The organism is Citrobacter sp. S55_ASV_140 (assembly GCF_018919505.1).
Classification (GTDB): Bacteria; Pseudomonadota; Gammaproteobacteria; order Enterobacterales; family Enterobacteriaceae; genus Citrobacter; species Citrobacter werkmanii.
Window position 1 is genome coordinate 1 of the sequence record NZ_JAHLQZ010000006.1, and the last position, 13,780, is coordinate 13,780.

Sequence of the window (13,780 nt, forward strand, 5' to 3'; positions counted from 1 at the left end):
TTGCGATACAGCCATAAGCCTGGTACGGATAAGCCGATAGAGAGCGCGCCGACAATCGATGAAGCTTTCAGGAAATTGGTCAATAGGGTGATCATCAGCGCTTCGCTATAGCCGAAATGGCCAATTTTTACCGCGGAGATCATGGCGGTGTAGGCGGAGATCCCAGGAAACATCGGGATCACAGCCGCAACGGTGAAGACCTTAGGATGCGCCAGATACCAGCGCGACCACTGGATCCCAATGCAGCCAATCAGCAGCGACGCCATGAAGGTTGACCATTCAATATTAAACCCTGCGCTCATCATCACCATTCGTGAACCGTGGCCCAGCGCGCCGAGTAACGCACACCAGGGAAGCGCGCGGTGCGGGACGTTAAACACCATGGCAAAGCCCAGAGCCGGGATCGCCGACAGGATCATGTCCTGTATCAGCGCCAGAATGAAATCGATCACGCCCATCCGCGCAGCCCCCATAAGGTCATCGACATAACCACCCCAATGCAGGTTGCCAACGTCAGGAGACTGGCAATGGCCCAGCGAGCCAGCCCGGTATTAATGTGCCCCTTAAACATATCCGCGACAGAGTTGATCAACGGAAAACCCGGAACCAGCAGCAGCACGCTGGCAGCCATGGCGATGGTTGGGGTGTGATTAAAGGTCGGCAGCGTCAGCAACAGGCCGGATATTGTGGTCGCCACAAAGGCGGTGATACAAAAGTTGATTTGCGGGTGCAAATGCCGTGACGCCAGAATCTGGCGGATATACATCGCCACCATGCTGGCGAAAAAGGTGATCACCGCGCCGTCCCATCCGCCGTTATTGAGTTTGCAAAAGCAGGCGCAGGACAAACCGACCATCAATGCGACCAGCCATCTTGGATAGCGTAGCGGCTTAATCTGGCTGAAGCGCTTCTCAACGCCTTTTATATCCAGTAGTTTGTGTTCCGCTAAAATAACGATGTGCTGCACTTCCGTCACGACGTGCATGTTAATGCCGCGATCATGATTTTTTCGGGTCGACGTCAGGCATTGTCCATCTTTAATGGTAGTCAGGACAATCGCATTGGAGGAGATGGCGCTTTCTACGCTATCCATGCCAAGCGCCAGGCCGAGGCGAGTGGATAGCTCGTCAACCAGCGCGCTTTCTGCACCATGCTGGAGTAAAAAAAGCCCACATTGTATACATAACCGTGTAACCGTTCGCTGTGACGACTGCTCTGTTTGCATGGTTCGCTCTGACTGAAAAGGATCTCATTGAATAGTGAATGTCTTCTTTTTATCATGAAGCATGAGCCAGTTGGCTCTGGCAAGATCAATCTTTGTGTTGAAAAAAGACGCAGGTCGTACTCGCTTACATGCCTTACCTGCTAATCAATAAAAACAGTATCACATGATAAGATAGTTTTATTTATCAGGATGGCAAATACGTAAGCAATTCTAACGTTCTATTTTAGTTCTTTTAATTGTACATAGAATGTATTTATGCGTAATTTTGTAATAACGGTTCAATAGTTTGACGCTATTGGGATTATAGCGCCATTATTTTAATGTTTGAATGAAATCCAAGGATAAACAATTCACCTCGTCTATTGTTTAGGGTTTTCCTGTTAATTAATACGTTTAATTTATCAGGGATCTTCTAATAAATGCGAATACGGACTGGTGAATGTGGAGGGGATATGTTGCCAGGACGCTGCAAAAACGCAATTATTATTAGCAAATTACCGATCGTACAAACTGGGCTTAAAGGTGTAATGCAAGAACAGTTTGCTGATTACGAATTGACTTACTGTCGTTCTGTTGAAGAACTAACATTGTTGCAGTTGCGGTGCGCTGATTTGGTGATTGCTGATTTATCAGCAGACTGCAATCATCCTCGCTCAGTTTGCGAACAATTTTATTCTTTATTATCTCAATACCGTGATATTCATTGGGTGTTTCTTGTATCTCGTGTTTTTTACCCTCTCGCCATCGAACTGCTGATGTGCCCGATCAGTTCGCTGTTATCTGATGCTGAGCCGATTGAAAGTTTAGTGAATGTAATTCACGCGGGAAATACCCGAGCTGAGAGGATAAGTAAATCTCTGATTTCCCCTCCCGTAATACCAGAGTTGGCTGACAATAGCGCCCGCTCAATTGCACTTACTCTCTCGGAGAGGAAAGTGCTGAGACTCCTGGGAAAAGGTTGGGGAATTAACCAGATTGCATCGTTACTTAAGAAAAGTAATAAAACAATCAGCGCCCAAAAGAACAGCGCCATGCGTCGCTTATCAATACATAGCAATGCAGAAATGTACGCATGGATAAATAGTTCTCAAGGATCGCGAGAACTGAATTTACCTTCAGTATATGGGGAGACCACGGAATGGAAAGCAGAAGCATTAAAAGAAACGTCGCACTTGTAGAAAAATGTGCGATGAGTCGCGTGGGTATTGAGAGTTTATTTAATACCATGCCGGATGACCAATACGCACTTCATCTCTTTTCGAACCAGCCTGCCTTTAGTCAGGCGATGTTAAAAATGTCATTTTCGGCAGTAATTTTTTCTCTTTCTGCTATCAGAACCGATCGCAGAGCAGGACTCGCCTATCTGACGGAGATGGCGATAAATTTCCCTCGCATCAGGCGTGTGGTGATTGCCGATGACGATGCTGAGGCACGTTTAATTGGCTCTCTGTCACCATTGCCGCTGGATGGGGTCGTTAGCAAAGCCTCTTCGTTAACTGTGCTGCAGGAAGCTTTGTTTACGTCGTTGAATTGCCCTACCCGGACAACCGAAAGCGCGAAAAACCATTGGTTTATCAATCAAAGCCGTGTGCTTAGCCCCACAGAACGAGAAATACTGCGTTTTATGTCAAATGGCTATTCGATGCCGCAGATTGCCGTTCAGCTTGAACGGAATATTAAAACCATTCGGGCGCATAAATTTAACGTAATGTCCAAGCTGGGCGTGAGCTCAGATGCGGGTTTACTGGATGCTGCCGATATCCTGCTGTATCTGCGTGCAGGCGAACCGACACCCATTCTTCAAGCGGCGTCGTGACGGTCAACGTAGACGTATTTTGTGTCGGGTTCAGTCACCGACCCGGGGCGTGAAACATCATTGGCACACATCAACCCAGGTGGCTGACGTTAGCTCAGCCATCCTTTCCGGCGTGATGCGAACCGCGCTGTGAATGGCTCCTGCCGCAGGCAGCACTTCAGCATAGTGCTTCAGAGAGACATCGCAATAAACCGATATCGGTGTTTCCAGCCCGAAAGGACAAACGCCGCCAACGGGGTGACCCGTCGCATTCACGACCTCATCACTACTCAACATACGGGCTTTGGCGCCGAATGTGCTCTTTAGCTTTTTATTATCCAGCCGGGCATCGCCTTTGGCGACGACCAGAATGATGTCGTTCTTCACTTTTAGCGAAAGTGTTTTCGCGATCTGACCAGGTTCGACGTTATGAGCTTTTGCTGCCAGCTCGACGGTTGCCGTGCTCTGATCTAATTCGATGATCTCAATATCTGGGGCGTGTTGCGCCAAAAATTGGCGTACTGATTGCAAACTCATTCTTCTCTCCAAATCGCCTACGGGCAGCTCATACAGCAGAAAACCGCATGGCGTAATTTGTCATAGGGGCAAGCTCGCTGTAAATATTTTATTGTAACAACATGGCAACATTGGCAGTTTTTCGATCATCTTCACAATCAAAGAAACCGGTTACAGTAACCGGTTGCAGAATGTTGAAATGACGATTAATACTGAAGTTGTCACTTCCTCTGTATCACATAATAAGAGCCATCTATGAAACTTAACTCAAAATGCAGTAGCGCTGGTGTTCTTCCCGGCACGGTTGCGAAAAAGTGTAATGAGCTTTGCGTGGTGGTGTTGATGCCTGCATGGCCGCAAGGTTTTGCGCAACGGGAGAGCGGCTATGTTTACTAATCATGCTGTGTTTAATGTGATTTTCCGCTTTGTTGAAAACTACGTCAGCCCTGTCGCCGGACGAATCTCTTCACAACGTCATGTGATGGCAATCCGTGATGGGTTTATTTCGGCTATGCCCTTTATGATCGTCGGTTCATTTCTGCTGGTTTTCGCCTACCCGCCATTTTCTCCTGATACCACATGGGGATTTGCCCGTGCATGGCTGGATATGGCAAAACAGTTTGAAGGCCAGATCCTCACACCGTTTGATATGACGATGGGGATCATGTCGGTCTACATCTGTGCGGCTATCGCTTATAACCTGGGTAAGCACTATGTGAAGTCGCATCAGTTAGATCCGTTTATGTGCGCAATGCTGTCCATCATGGCTTTTTTGCTGATTGCCGCGCCGAAAACCAAAGGCGCGATGCCCGTCGATAGCCTGGGTGGGACGGGGATTTTCACTGCTATCCTCGTGGCGATTTACTGTGTGGAAATGATGCGTTTCCTGAAGGCGTACAACATCGGCATCCGTTTACCCGATCAGGTGCCGCCAATGATCAAAAACTCCTTCGATCTGCTGATCCCGGTGCTGGTGGTGGTGCTAACGCTGTACCCTCTGAGCCTGGTGATACAGTCGCAGTTTGACATGCTAATTCCGCAGGCCATTATGGCCATCTTTAAACCACTGGTATCCGCTGCTGATTCTCTCCCGGCGATACTACTGGCCGTGCTGATTGGTCATCTACTGTGGTTTGCTGGGATCCATGGTGCGGCGATTGTGTCGGGGATGCTGCAAATGTTCTGGCTAACCAATCTCGGAATGAATCAGTCGGCGCTGGCACAGGGCGCGCCTTTGCCACATATCTTTATGGAAGCATTCTGGACGTTTTTCATCGTGGTTGGTGGGTCCGGCGCGACGATGGGGTTAGTGATTTGCTATCTGCGCAGCCGTTCGGCTCATTTACGCTCGATTGGGCGTTTGAGTGTGGTCCCCAGCATTTTTAATATTAACGAACCGGTGATTTTCGGTACGCCGATTGTCATGAATCCGGTGTTCTTTATCCCGTTTCTGCTGGCCCCGATGGTGAATGCGGTGCTGGCCTGGGCGGCGATGAAGCTGGATTTAATTGGACGGGTGATTTCCGTCGTTCCCTGGACGGCCCCGGCACCGGTTGGCGCGGCATGGGCGTTAGGCTGGGATTATCGCGCGGCCATCCTGGTCGTCCTGCTGGCGTTGGTGTCGGCGATCATCTATTTCCCATTCTTTAAGGTCTATGAAAAGCAGCTATTGGCGCAGGAAAAAGAAGAAGCACAGCGTATAGAAGAGGAAAACCAGCAGGTTGCATAAATTGTTGACGAGGGGCTACGGCTCCTCGCTTACTTCAGCGTACAGTCACCGCATTGCTGAACGTCGGGCAGGCGGTAACGCTGGCAGCAGGTTCTGCGCACCAGTAATCCTTCGCGTGGAACAACGGTACGCCACAACGGATTATCCTGACCGCAGGAGAGTTGTTTCTCAAAAAAGCAGGTTTGCCGCAGTGAGTTCAGCAGCTCTTCACCTAACAATGGCTTCATTTCCGTTAAATACCAGTGAATTAAATATCCGGTATTGCTCCAGATAAGCCTGGCGTTGATCTCGCCTGTTGCTTCCAGCGCCTGCACAACCGGCGTTAGTGCCGAGAGAATCAGCGTTTCCATGCGTTGTTGAGGCGACAGGGCTGTAGTCTGGTGATCCTGGTGGACGTCAATCCAGAAGCAGGCTGCACGGCCCGTTTCGTGAAACTCAACGCGCATGTGTTCAGGTGAGACGTCAATGGCCTCTTTTTGCGTTAGCAGGGCTACCATGAGTGGGGGCATCATCAGCCCGATATACCATTGCGCCCAGAGAGAAATCAGCGGCTTATTTTCGCGTGTCAGCGTGGGCTGGTTTCGATAGATATGGTCTGAATAAACGGCCAACAGCGAACTGAGCGTCGCTGGTTGCGTCCATTCATGTAGCGTCATCGCGCCCGGTACGGGGATTTCGTCAAGACGAATAAAGTCCAGCAGGTGCTCACGAGTTTGGGCTATCGTTTCGCGTACAGCAGCAGCCAGCGAGGGCATCTTTGCTGGAAGGTGGCTACGCCAGATGACATCTTCAACGATCGGTGCGGAACGATAAGCCATGGCAATATAAGGATGTTAATCGAAATGATAATGATTGCTAATCCTATAGTTGACGATGAACGATGGCAAGATCTTTGTCGCGATGACGGATGCCACCGCACAGATAGCTCAGAGTGAAGGGCGGTTTACCCTCAGCTCATCGCTGACCAGCGTGTTGTTACGCCCAAGATTTTTCGCCTCGTACAGGGCTTTATCCGCTCTGGCGATAGCGGCCTCAATATCCTGCTCTACCAGCGGCGCAATGCCGATACTGACGGTCACGTTGGTTGCCACGTTTTCGTTAAACATGTGGGGGATTTTAAGGTCGTACACTTTCTGACGAATACGCTCGGCGGCGGCCTGTGCCTGCTGCGGATCGATCGCGGTCAGCAAAACCATGAATTCTTCGCCGCCGAATCGCGCCACCACATCCCGGGATCGTACGGAATCACGAATGGCGGCTGAGACGCGGATCAGCGCCTGGTCGCCCATCATATGCCCGTAATGATCGTTATAGGCTTTGAAGTGGTCGATATCCAATAACAGCACGTAGTGTTTCGAGTTGCTCAGCGCCAACAGCGTATCGAGTCTGTGTTGCAGTCCCCGGCGGTTATACAAACCGGTAAGCGGGTCAAGCATGCTGAGTCCGTTGAGCGTTTCCCGTTCCTCAAGCAGTTTGTACATCAACTGCTGGGCGAAACCATCGTAGCGCTTTTGTATCACATGTTGGATGGCGATCCCGGCCATCGGTAACGCCATAAAATAGAAAATTCGTAAACTATGCTCGTTGCCGCTAAGCCATAAACAGACGGCGACGGAGGGGAGAGAATGAAGCGTAAACGCGATGATATTATTGGCGAAAGCAATAGATCCAATAAACAGCACGCTGAGCAGTGCGATTAACAGAAAATAATAGTCATTATGACCGAGTGTGGAATATTTCTGAAAAATATGGAATGCCCATAACAAGCCAAAGATTATTGAAATAAAAGGGAGATTAATTTTTTTATCCGTGTATTTCCCATGCCATATAAGCAGCAGCGTACTGGTGATCAGTATCAGCAGAGCCGGTACAGATAAGGCTTTGACGGCAAAAAGTGGGAAAAAAAGCGTAAACAGCGCGGAGACTGCGTTGAGAAGCAGAAACAAACGCAAAGAGAGTTGATATTTTTTAGTGCGCAGAGTTCGCCAGGATTGTACTGTCATAGTAAATATTGTTAGTTATCTGTAATATACGAAGATGTGTTGGTAAATAAAACAAATAACGAACGGGGTATCATTCGCTGAGGTCTTTATTTTTAGTTGAAGCGTTAACCGGCGAGCAATTTATCACCTTAGATTATTCATGTCATCAATCGTTAAGTAAAACTCATATAATTGATAGTGCCTCCCAGCTGACAAATGAGAAAATATATCATATGATATTGGTTATCATTATCAATGTCGTAGGTGGAACCATGTTGCAACGTACGCTGGGAAGTGGATGGGGAGTTCTGCTGCCGGGGATACTCATTGCCGGGATGGCATTTACCGACCTGTCGGTCAATGTATGGAAGGTAATGATTGTATTAGGATTACTATTGACTTCGCTCATGCTATACCACAAGCGCTTACGGCATTTTATTCTGTTACCTTCATGTGCAGCGCTGATTGGCGGCATTGTGCTGGTAATGATGAACTGGAATCAGGGATAAGCAAAACAGGGGAAAAAGAGAAGGAAATAAGATAATTGGTGCGAGGGGGGGGACTCGAACCCCCACATCCTAAGGACACTAACACCTGAAGCTAGCGCGTCTACCAATTCCGCCACCTTCGCACAGTCATCTTATTTTTTTGATATCGCCTCGTTGGTGCGAGGGGGGGGACTTGAACCCCCACGTCCGAAAGGACACTAACACCTGAAGCTAGCGCGTCTACCAATTCCGCCACCTTCGCATACCATCGACACTCAAAAAGTATCGTTACCACGGAGGCGAATTCTAGAGATTTTATGCAGGGCGTCAACAGTTAATTATCGAACTTAACGTGATTGCCGAAAAAAAAGGCGTTTCTACGGTTTTTGGCGTTTTATCCAGGCCGGATAAGCGATAGCGCTATCCGGCGTTGCTCAGTGTCACGTCTGGTGGCAGCGTAAATGCCTGATCCAGCCTTGATCAGTTAGGCTTTTTTCGCCTGACGCGTCATGATGGTGCGATAGACCTTGAAGCGTCCGGTCTGTGCGATAACTTCATGGAATCCGAATACCTCATCCAGCACCTTCGGATAGGGCAGGAAGGCGTTCGCCACGATACGCAGTTCACCGCCGCTGTTGAGATGACGCACCGCGCCGCGAATCAGCGTTTGCGCGGCATCGAGGCTGGTCTGCATCCCATCATGGAACGGTGGGTTGGAGATGATCATATCAAAGCGGCCCGTCACGTCAGAAAAAACGTTGCTGGCGATCACATCACCTTCAATACCGTTGGCGGCAAGCGTGGCGCGGCTGGCTTCAACAGCGGCCGCACTTACATCACACAGGGTTAAGCGGACTTTGGGCGAATGGCTGGCTAAAGCGACGGAGAGTACGCCCGCGCCACAACCGACATCCAGAACTTTACCTTTGGTATGCGGCGTCAGTGTGGAGAGCAGCAATTGGCTGCCAACATCCAGGCCGTCACGGCTGAATACGCCCGGCAGCGTTTTGATGGTCAGATTATCAACCTGATATTCATCCCAGTATTTTTCTGCATCAAAGACCGGCTGTTTTTCCAGACGACCGTGGTACAGGCCACAGCGACGCGCGCTGTCGACTTTATTCAGCGGTGCGTATTCGGCCAGCATCTGCTCTGCGCTACGTACGCCGCTGCGGTTCTCACCCACAACAAAAACATCGCTGCCCACCGGTAACAGCGACAAAATGTTCATCAGCTGGAACTGCGCTTCCGGCTTATTCTTCGGCCAGTAGTAGATTAGCGTATCGCTATCGGCAACGTCATCGGCCTTAGCGACGAGGCTGAAACGGACGTTGTCACCCATCTGGCGGTTCAGCACCTGCCAGTGGTGAAGTTGTTGAGTGTGCGCACGGCTGGCGGCGCTTTCGAAGTGGGCAGGCAGATCATCCTGCAAATCACCGGCAAACAGAATACGGCTTTGTTCGAAATCATCACTGTGGCGCAGCAAGACTTCACTTGCCGGGGTAAAAGCAGACATGGAGTGCTCCTTAAATTGTACAGCCGGGGATTATAGTTGTTTGATGGCACGGATTCGACAAATTTGCTATATTTGCGCCCCTGATAGACAGGAGTGTTTCGCTATGACATCCCGACGAGACTGGCAGTTACAGCAACTGGGCATTACGCAGTGGTCGCTGCGTCGTCCTGGCGCACTGCAGGGCGAAATCGCGATCTCCATTCCTGCGCATATCCGTTTAGTGATGGTTGCTGCACAGCTACCCGCGCTAACCGAACCGTTAATGAGCGATATTTTACGCGCAATAACCGTCAGCCCGGATCAGGTTTTACAATTGACGCCTGACCGTGTCGCCATGCTGCCGCAGGGCAGTCGCTGTAATAGTTGGCGGCTGGGAACCGAAGAGCCACTACTGCTGGAAGGCGCTCAGGTCGAGAGTCCTGCGTTTAATGAATTACGGGAAAACCCAGCGGCCCGCGCCGCGTTATGGCAACAAATCTGCGCATATGAACACGATTTCTTCCCTCGAACCGACTGATTTACCTGCAGCATTTCAGATTGAAAAACGCGCCCACGCTTTTCCGTGGAGTGAAAAAACATTTGCCAGCAACCTGGGCGATCGCTACCTCAATTTTCAGTTGAGGGTTGACGACGTGATGGCCGCCTTTGCGATTACGCAGGTGGTGCTGGATGAAGCTACGCTGTTCAATATCGCCGTCGATCCTGACTTTCAGCGCCAGGGCCTGGGGCGCGAGCTACTAGAGCACCTGATCGATGAGCTGGAAAAGCGCGGCATTTTGACGCTGTGGCTGGAAGTGCGCGCCTCAAATGCTGCCGCTATCGCGCTGTATGAAAGCCTGGGCTTTAACGAGGCGACGATCAGGCGCAATTATTATCCGACGGCCGATGGTCATGAAGACGCCATTATCATGGCATTGCCAATCAGCATGTAAGACAAGGTGTAATGATGAAAAAGTGGGACTGGATTTTCTTTGATGCCGACGAAACGCTGTTTACGTTTGACTCGTTTACCGGCTTACAGCGGATGTTTCTCGACTATAGCATTACCTTTACCGCTGAAGATTTTCAGGACTACCAGGCCGTGAATAAACCGCTATGGGTGGATTATCAAAACGGCGCGATTACGTCATTACAATTGCAGCATGCCCGTTTCCAGAGCTGGGCTGAACGCCTGAAGGTCGAACCAGGCCAGCTTAATGACGCATTTATCAATGCGATGGCTGAGATCTGCTCGCCGTTGCCAGGGGCGGTCTCTCTGCTCAATGCGATTCGTGATAAAACGAAAATTGGCATCATTACTAACGGCTTTACGGCGTTGCAGCAAATCCGCCTTGAGCGGACGGGGCTGCGCGACTATTTCGATCTGCTGGTGATTTCTGAGCAGGTTGGGGTGGCAAAACCCGATCCCCGTATTTTTGACCATGCGCTGGAGCAGGCGGGCAATCCTGACCGTTCCCGCGTGCTGATGGTGGGCGATACCGCAGAGTCCGATATTCTTGGCGGCATTAACGCCGGGCTATCCACCTGCTGGCTAAATACGCACCATCGCGAGCAGCCAGCAGGCATTCAGCCGACCTGGACGGTCGCGTCATTAAGCGAACTGGAGCAGCTCCTGTGTAAACACTGATTGCCTCCCCCCCATTGATGGGTAAAATAGCCGCAATTTTTCGTATTCAACTTGCACGGCCCGTTGCCGTGCTTACCTAAGAAGATTTGACTATGACGTTGTCTCCTTATTTGCAAGAGGTGGCCAAACGCCGCACTTTTGCCATTATTTCTCACCCGGATGCCGGTAAAACGACCATTACTGAAAAGGTGCTGTTATTCGGACAGGCGATTCAGACCGCCGGTACGGTAAAAGGCCGTGGCTCCAGCCAGCATGCGAAATCTGACTGGATGGAGATGGAAAAGCAGCGTGGTATCTCCATTACCACCTCTGTGATGCAATTTCCGTATCACGACTGCCTGGTGAATCTGCTGGACACCCCGGGGCACGAAGACTTCTCCGAAGATACTTACCGTACCCTGACGGCGGTGGACTGCTGTCTGATGGTTATCGACGCCGCGAAAGGCGTTGAGGATCGTACCCGCAAGCTGATGGAAGTTACCCGTCTGCGCGATACGCCGATCCTGACCTTTATGAACAAACTCGACCGTGATATCCGTGACCCGATGGAGCTGCTGGATGAAGTCGAGAACGAGCTGAAAATCGGCTGTGCGCCGATCACCTGGCCGATTGGCTGCGGGAAGCTGTTCAAGGGCGTTTATCACCTTTATAAAGACGAAACTTACCTGTACCAGACGGGTAAAGGCCACACCATTCAGGAAGTGCGCATTGTTAAGGGGCTGAATAACCCGGAACTCGATGCCGCCGTGGGCGAAGATCTGGCGCAGCAGTTGCGCGACGAGCTGGAGCTGGTGCAGGGCGCGTCTAACGAGTTCGACCATGATCTGTTCCTCGCGGGCGAAATCACCCCGGTCTTCTTCGGTACCGCGCTGGGTAACTTCGGCGTTGACCATATGCTGGACGGCTTAGTGGAGTGGGCGCCTGCGCCGATGCCGCGTAAAACTGATACCCGCACCGTGGAAGCCTCAGAAGAGAAGTTCACTGGCTTTGTGTTTAAAATCCAGGCCAACATGGATCCGAAACACCGTGACCGCGTGGCGTTCATGCGCGTGGTTTCCGGTAAGTACGAGAAAGGCATGAAAATGCGTCAGGTGCGCATTGGTAAAGACGTGGTGATCTCCGATGCGCTGACCTTCATGGCGGGTGACCGTTCTCATGTGGAAGAAGCGTATCCGGGCGATATTCTCGGTTTGCACAACCATGGCACTATTCAGATCGGCGATACCTTCACCCAGGGTGAAATGATGAAGTTCACTGGTATTCCGAACTTCGCGCCGGAGCTGTTCCGTCGTATTCGCCTGAAAGATCCTTTGAAGCAGAAACAGCTGCTGAAAGGGCTGGTTCAGCTGTCGGAAGAGGGGGCGGTGCAGGTCTTCCGTCCAATTGCTAATAACGATCTGATCGTGGGCGCTGTTGGTGTGCTGCAGTTCGACGTGGTGGTTTCGCGTCTGAAGAGCGAGTACAACGTTGAAGCGATTTATGAGTCGGTCAACGTGGCGACCGCGCGCTGGGTAGAATGTTCTGACGTGAAAAAATTCGAAGAATTTAAGCGTAAAAACGAAGTTCAGTTGGCGCTGGATGGCGGCGATAACCTCACCTATATCGCACCGACCATGGTTAACCTGAATCTCACCCAGGAACGTTACCCTGACGTTCAGTTCCGCAAAACGCGCGAACACTAATCGCCTTCCAGGGCACGGTATTCGCCGTGCCCTGCAACTTTCCCTGTCTTTTAAATCCCTTGCGGAATGTTCTTAAAACCTCTCGTTTTTCTGTTGTTTGCCTGTTTTTTAGTCAATCCGGACTGCGATCACGAAATCCTGAACTATATTTAACAATGTGATGACATAAATATCGGCGTTAAATGCTTTTTAGGCTGCCTGTTGCAGCTTCTATTGCTGATATTTATTCCACTTACAAGATTAGTTGCTGGTTAACGCCGTTTACGGCAGACCATCGCTTTTAGCAAAACATACAGGAATACATCGATGACAATGACAGGACTTAAGATTTCTAAAACGCTGCTGGCCGTGATGCTGACCTCCGCTGTTGCAACGGGTTCTGCTTTTGCAGAAAACGCCACGACGGATAAAGCGCAATCTGGTGTCGAAAGTGCGGGGCAGAAAGTCGATAGCTCTATGAACAAAGTCGGTAATTTCATGGATGACAGCACTATCACAGCAAAAGTAAAAGCTGCGCTGGTGGATCACGAAAGCATCAAGAGCACCGATATTTCTGTGAAAACAGACCAGAAAGTGGTGACGTTAAGCGGGTTTGTTGAAAGCCAGGCACAGGCTGAAGAAGCCGTGAAAGTGGCCAAAGGCGTTGAGGGCGTAACCTCAGTGAGCGACAAACTACACGTACGCGACAGCAAAAGCACATCCGTAAAAGGCTATGCGGGCGACACGGCAACCACCAGCGAAGTTAAAGCAAAACTGCTGGCTGATGACATTGTCCCTTCCCGTAAAGTGAAAGTAGAGACCACTGATGGAGTGGTTCAACTTTCCGGCACCGTTGACTCAAAAGCACAAAGCGATCGTGCTGAGAGCATCGCCAAAGCCGTTGATGGCGTGAAAAGCGTCAAAAACGACCTTAAAACTCAGTAATTCGACTTAATTCGTCCTCCTGACGTTTGTCGGGAGGCGTGTTGTGCACCACACTAAAAATATCGCCGATGAGCAGCCTGAGCGCTCATAACAAGCGGTGACATTAACTATGGTAAAGGAGAAGCGCATGTTTCGATGGGGCATCATATTTCTGGTTATCGCGTTAATTGCCGCCGCACTGGGTTTTGGTGGACTGGCTGGTACCGCTGCAGGCGCCGCGAAAATTGTTTTCGTGGTGGGGATCATTCTGTTTCTGGTCAGCCTGTTTACAGGGCGTAAACGACCCTAGTCAGTAA

17 protein-coding genes and 2 tRNA genes are annotated in these 13,780 nt (G+C 50.3%); 11 read left to right on the forward strand and 8 right to left on the reverse strand.

The features are described 5' to 3' along the window. Positions 1-458, reverse strand: a 458-nt coding sequence (locus KQJ18_RS02120; protein ID WP_216421333.1) for a threonine/serine exporter, incomplete at its 3' end; no start/stop codon positions are given. Beyond that, complete coding sequence (locus tag KQJ18_RS02125) at positions 449-1,225, reverse strand: threonine/serine exporter ThrE family protein (protein WP_085048363.1); 777 nt, start codon at positions 1,223-1,225, stop codon at positions 449-451. The genes KQJ18_RS02120 and KQJ18_RS02125, both read right to left, overlap by 10 nt. Before the next feature lie 452 nt (positions 1,226-1,677). Here KQJ18_RS02125 and KQJ18_RS02130 point away from each other — a divergent pair, with 452 nt between their 5' ends. Both KQJ18_RS02130 and bglJ read left to right on the forward strand, forming a co-directional pair. Next, positions 1,678-2,403 carry a response regulator transcription factor gene (locus KQJ18_RS02130; protein WP_150344626.1) on the forward strand — a complete coding sequence of 242 codons (726 nt, stop codon included), beginning with the start codon at positions 1,678-1,680 and terminating at the stop codon, positions 2,401-2,403. After that, positions 2,364-3,041 (forward strand): DNA-binding transcriptional activator BglJ, encoded by a 678-nt coding sequence (bglJ, locus tag KQJ18_RS02135; protein ID WP_051594501.1) that lies wholly within the window; start codon positions 2,364-2,366, stop codon positions 3,039-3,041. Before KQJ18_RS02130 ends, bglJ begins: the two co-directional genes overlap by 40 nt. A 57-nt stretch (positions 3,042-3,098) precedes the next feature. On the opposite strand, the gene KQJ18_RS02140 is transcribed toward bglJ, so the two are convergent. After that, positions 3,099-3,557 (reverse strand): YbaK/EbsC family protein, encoded by a 459-nt coding sequence (locus tag KQJ18_RS02140; protein ID WP_038636987.1) that lies wholly within the window; start codon positions 3,555-3,557, stop codon positions 3,099-3,101. A 234-nt stretch (positions 3,558-3,791) separates the two neighbouring features. Here KQJ18_RS02140 and KQJ18_RS02145 point away from each other — a divergent pair, with 234 nt between their 5' ends. Next, complete coding sequence (locus tag KQJ18_RS02145) at positions 3,792-3,932, forward strand: hypothetical protein (RefSeq protein WP_170973693.1); 141 nt, start codon at positions 3,792-3,794, stop codon at positions 3,930-3,932. Beyond that, positions 3,922-5,265, forward strand: a complete 1,344-nt coding sequence (locus tag KQJ18_RS02150) for a PTS sugar transporter subunit IIC (RefSeq protein ID WP_150344627.1) — start codon at positions 3,922-3,924, stop codon at positions 5,263-5,265. The genes KQJ18_RS02145 and KQJ18_RS02150 overlap by 11 nt, the downstream gene beginning before the upstream one ends. Positions 5,266-5,294: 29 nt before the next feature. On the opposite strand, the gene fhuF is transcribed toward KQJ18_RS02150, so the two are convergent. Further along, positions 5,295-6,083: a siderophore-iron reductase FhuF gene (gene fhuF / locus KQJ18_RS02155; RefSeq protein ID WP_038636988.1), complete on the reverse strand. Its 789-nt coding sequence runs from the start codon at positions 6,081-6,083 to the stop codon at positions 5,295-5,297. A gap of 108 nt (positions 6,084-6,191) precedes the next feature. Further along, positions 6,192-7,268, reverse strand: coding sequence for a GGDEF domain-containing protein (locus KQJ18_RS02160; protein WP_038636989.1), 1,077 nt, complete (start codon positions 7,266-7,268; stop codon positions 6,192-6,194). Positions 7,269-7,519: 251 nt separating this feature from the next. On the opposite strand from KQJ18_RS02160, the gene KQJ18_RS02165 reads away from it, so the two are divergent. Next, positions 7,520-7,756, forward strand: coding sequence for a DUF1435 domain-containing protein (locus KQJ18_RS02165; protein WP_074458506.1), 237 nt, complete (start codon positions 7,520-7,522; stop codon positions 7,754-7,756). Positions 7,757-7,792: 36 nt separating this feature from the next. Here KQJ18_RS02165 and KQJ18_RS02170 read toward each other — a convergent pair. The 3 genes from KQJ18_RS02170 to rsmC form a co-directional block, all read right to left on the reverse strand. Next, positions 7,793-7,878, reverse strand: a tRNA-Leu gene (locus KQJ18_RS02170). 32 nt (positions 7,879-7,910) lie between these two features. Beyond that, a tRNA-Leu gene (locus KQJ18_RS02175) sits at positions 7,911-7,997 on the reverse strand. A gap of 222 nt (positions 7,998-8,219) precedes the next feature. After that, positions 8,220-9,251 carry a 16S rRNA (guanine(1207)-N(2))-methyltransferase RsmC gene (gene rsmC, locus KQJ18_RS02180; RefSeq protein ID WP_038636991.1) on the reverse strand — a complete coding sequence of 344 codons (1,032 nt, stop codon included), beginning with the start codon at positions 9,249-9,251 and terminating at the stop codon, positions 8,220-8,222. A gap of 103 nt (positions 9,252-9,354) precedes the next feature. Between rsmC and holD the strand changes: the two genes are divergently transcribed. The 6 genes from holD to KQJ18_RS02210 all read left to right on the forward strand — a co-directional run bounded on the left by holD (position 9,355) and on the right by KQJ18_RS02210 (position 13,773). Further along, the gene (holD, locus tag KQJ18_RS02185; RefSeq protein WP_038636992.1) at positions 9,355-9,768 is read left to right on the forward strand and encodes a DNA polymerase III subunit psi; all 414 of its coding nucleotides are present in this window, start codon (positions 9,355-9,357) and stop codon (positions 9,766-9,768) included. Then, positions 9,737-10,183 (forward strand): ribosomal protein S18-alanine N-acetyltransferase, encoded by a 447-nt coding sequence (rimI, locus tag KQJ18_RS02190; protein WP_150344628.1) that lies wholly within the window; start codon positions 9,737-9,739, stop codon positions 10,181-10,183. Before holD ends, rimI begins: the two co-directional genes overlap by 32 nt. A gap of 14 nt (positions 10,184-10,197) precedes the next feature. Next, a complete protein-coding gene (gene yjjG / locus KQJ18_RS02195) occupies positions 10,198-10,878 on the forward strand; it encodes a pyrimidine 5'-nucleotidase (protein ID WP_008786125.1) in 681 nt (226 codons plus the stop codon). Between the two features lie 92 nt (positions 10,879-10,970). Continuing rightward, a complete protein-coding gene (gene prfC, locus KQJ18_RS02200; protein WP_006686587.1) occupies positions 10,971-12,560 on the forward strand; it encodes a peptide chain release factor 3 in 1,590 nt (529 codons plus the stop codon). A gap of 306 nt (positions 12,561-12,866) precedes the next feature. After that, a complete protein-coding gene (gene osmY, locus KQJ18_RS02205; protein ID WP_038636996.1) occupies positions 12,867-13,484 on the forward strand; it encodes a molecular chaperone OsmY in 618 nt (205 codons plus the stop codon). A gap of 127 nt (positions 13,485-13,611) precedes the next feature. Beyond that, a complete protein-coding gene (locus KQJ18_RS02210; RefSeq protein ID WP_003019081.1) occupies positions 13,612-13,773 on the forward strand; it encodes a DUF1328 family protein in 162 nt (53 codons plus the stop codon). The last annotated feature ends 7 nt before the right edge of the window (positions 13,774-13,780 follow it).

Coding starts and splice junctions, on each gene's coding strand:
- KQJ18_RS02210 (WP_003019081.1), top strand. CDS start 13,612: ATGTTTCGATGGGGCATCATATTTCTGGTTATCGCGTTAATTGCCGCC.
- bglJ (WP_051594501.1), top strand. CDS start 2,364: ATGGAAAGCAGAAGCATTAAAAGAAACGTCGCACTTGTAGAAAAATGT.
- yjjG (WP_008786125.1), top strand. CDS start 10,198: ATGAAAAAGTGGGACTGGATTTTCTTTGATGCCGACGAAACGCTGTTT.
- KQJ18_RS02150 (WP_150344627.1), top strand. CDS start 3,922: ATGTTTACTAATCATGCTGTGTTTAATGTGATTTTCCGCTTTGTTGAA.
- holD (WP_038636992.1), top strand. CDS start 9,355: ATGACATCCCGACGAGACTGGCAGTTACAGCAACTGGGCATTACGCAG.
- KQJ18_RS02130 (WP_150344626.1), top strand. CDS start 1,678: ATGTTGCCAGGACGCTGCAAAAACGCAATTATTATTAGCAAATTACCG.
- fhuF (WP_038636988.1), bottom strand. CDS start 6,083: ATGGCTTATCGTTCCGCACCGATCGTTGAAGATGTCATCTGGCGTAGC.
- KQJ18_RS02160 (WP_038636989.1), bottom strand. CDS start 7,268: ATGACAGTACAATCCTGGCGAACTCTGCGCACTAAAAAATATCAACTC.
- KQJ18_RS02140 (WP_038636987.1), bottom strand. CDS start 3,557: ATGAGTTTGCAATCAGTACGCCAATTTTTGGCGCAACACGCCCCAGAT.
- rsmC (WP_038636991.1), bottom strand. CDS start 9,251: ATGTCTGCTTTTACCCCGGCAAGTGAAGTCTTGCTGCGCCACAGTGAT.
- prfC (WP_006686587.1), top strand. CDS start 10,971: ATGACGTTGTCTCCTTATTTGCAAGAGGTGGCCAAACGCCGCACTTTT.
- KQJ18_RS02145 (WP_170973693.1), top strand. CDS start 3,792: ATGAAACTTAACTCAAAATGCAGTAGCGCTGGTGTTCTTCCCGGCACG.
- osmY (WP_038636996.1), top strand. CDS start 12,867: ATGACAATGACAGGACTTAAGATTTCTAAAACGCTGCTGGCCGTGATG.
- KQJ18_RS02125 (WP_085048363.1), bottom strand. CDS start 1,225: ATGCAAACAGAGCAGTCGTCACAGCGAACGGTTACACGGTTATGTATA.
- rimI (WP_150344628.1), top strand. CDS start 9,737: ATGAACACGATTTCTTCCCTCGAACCGACTGATTTACCTGCAGCATTT.
- KQJ18_RS02165 (WP_074458506.1), top strand. CDS start 7,520: ATGTTGCAACGTACGCTGGGAAGTGGATGGGGAGTTCTGCTGCCGGGG.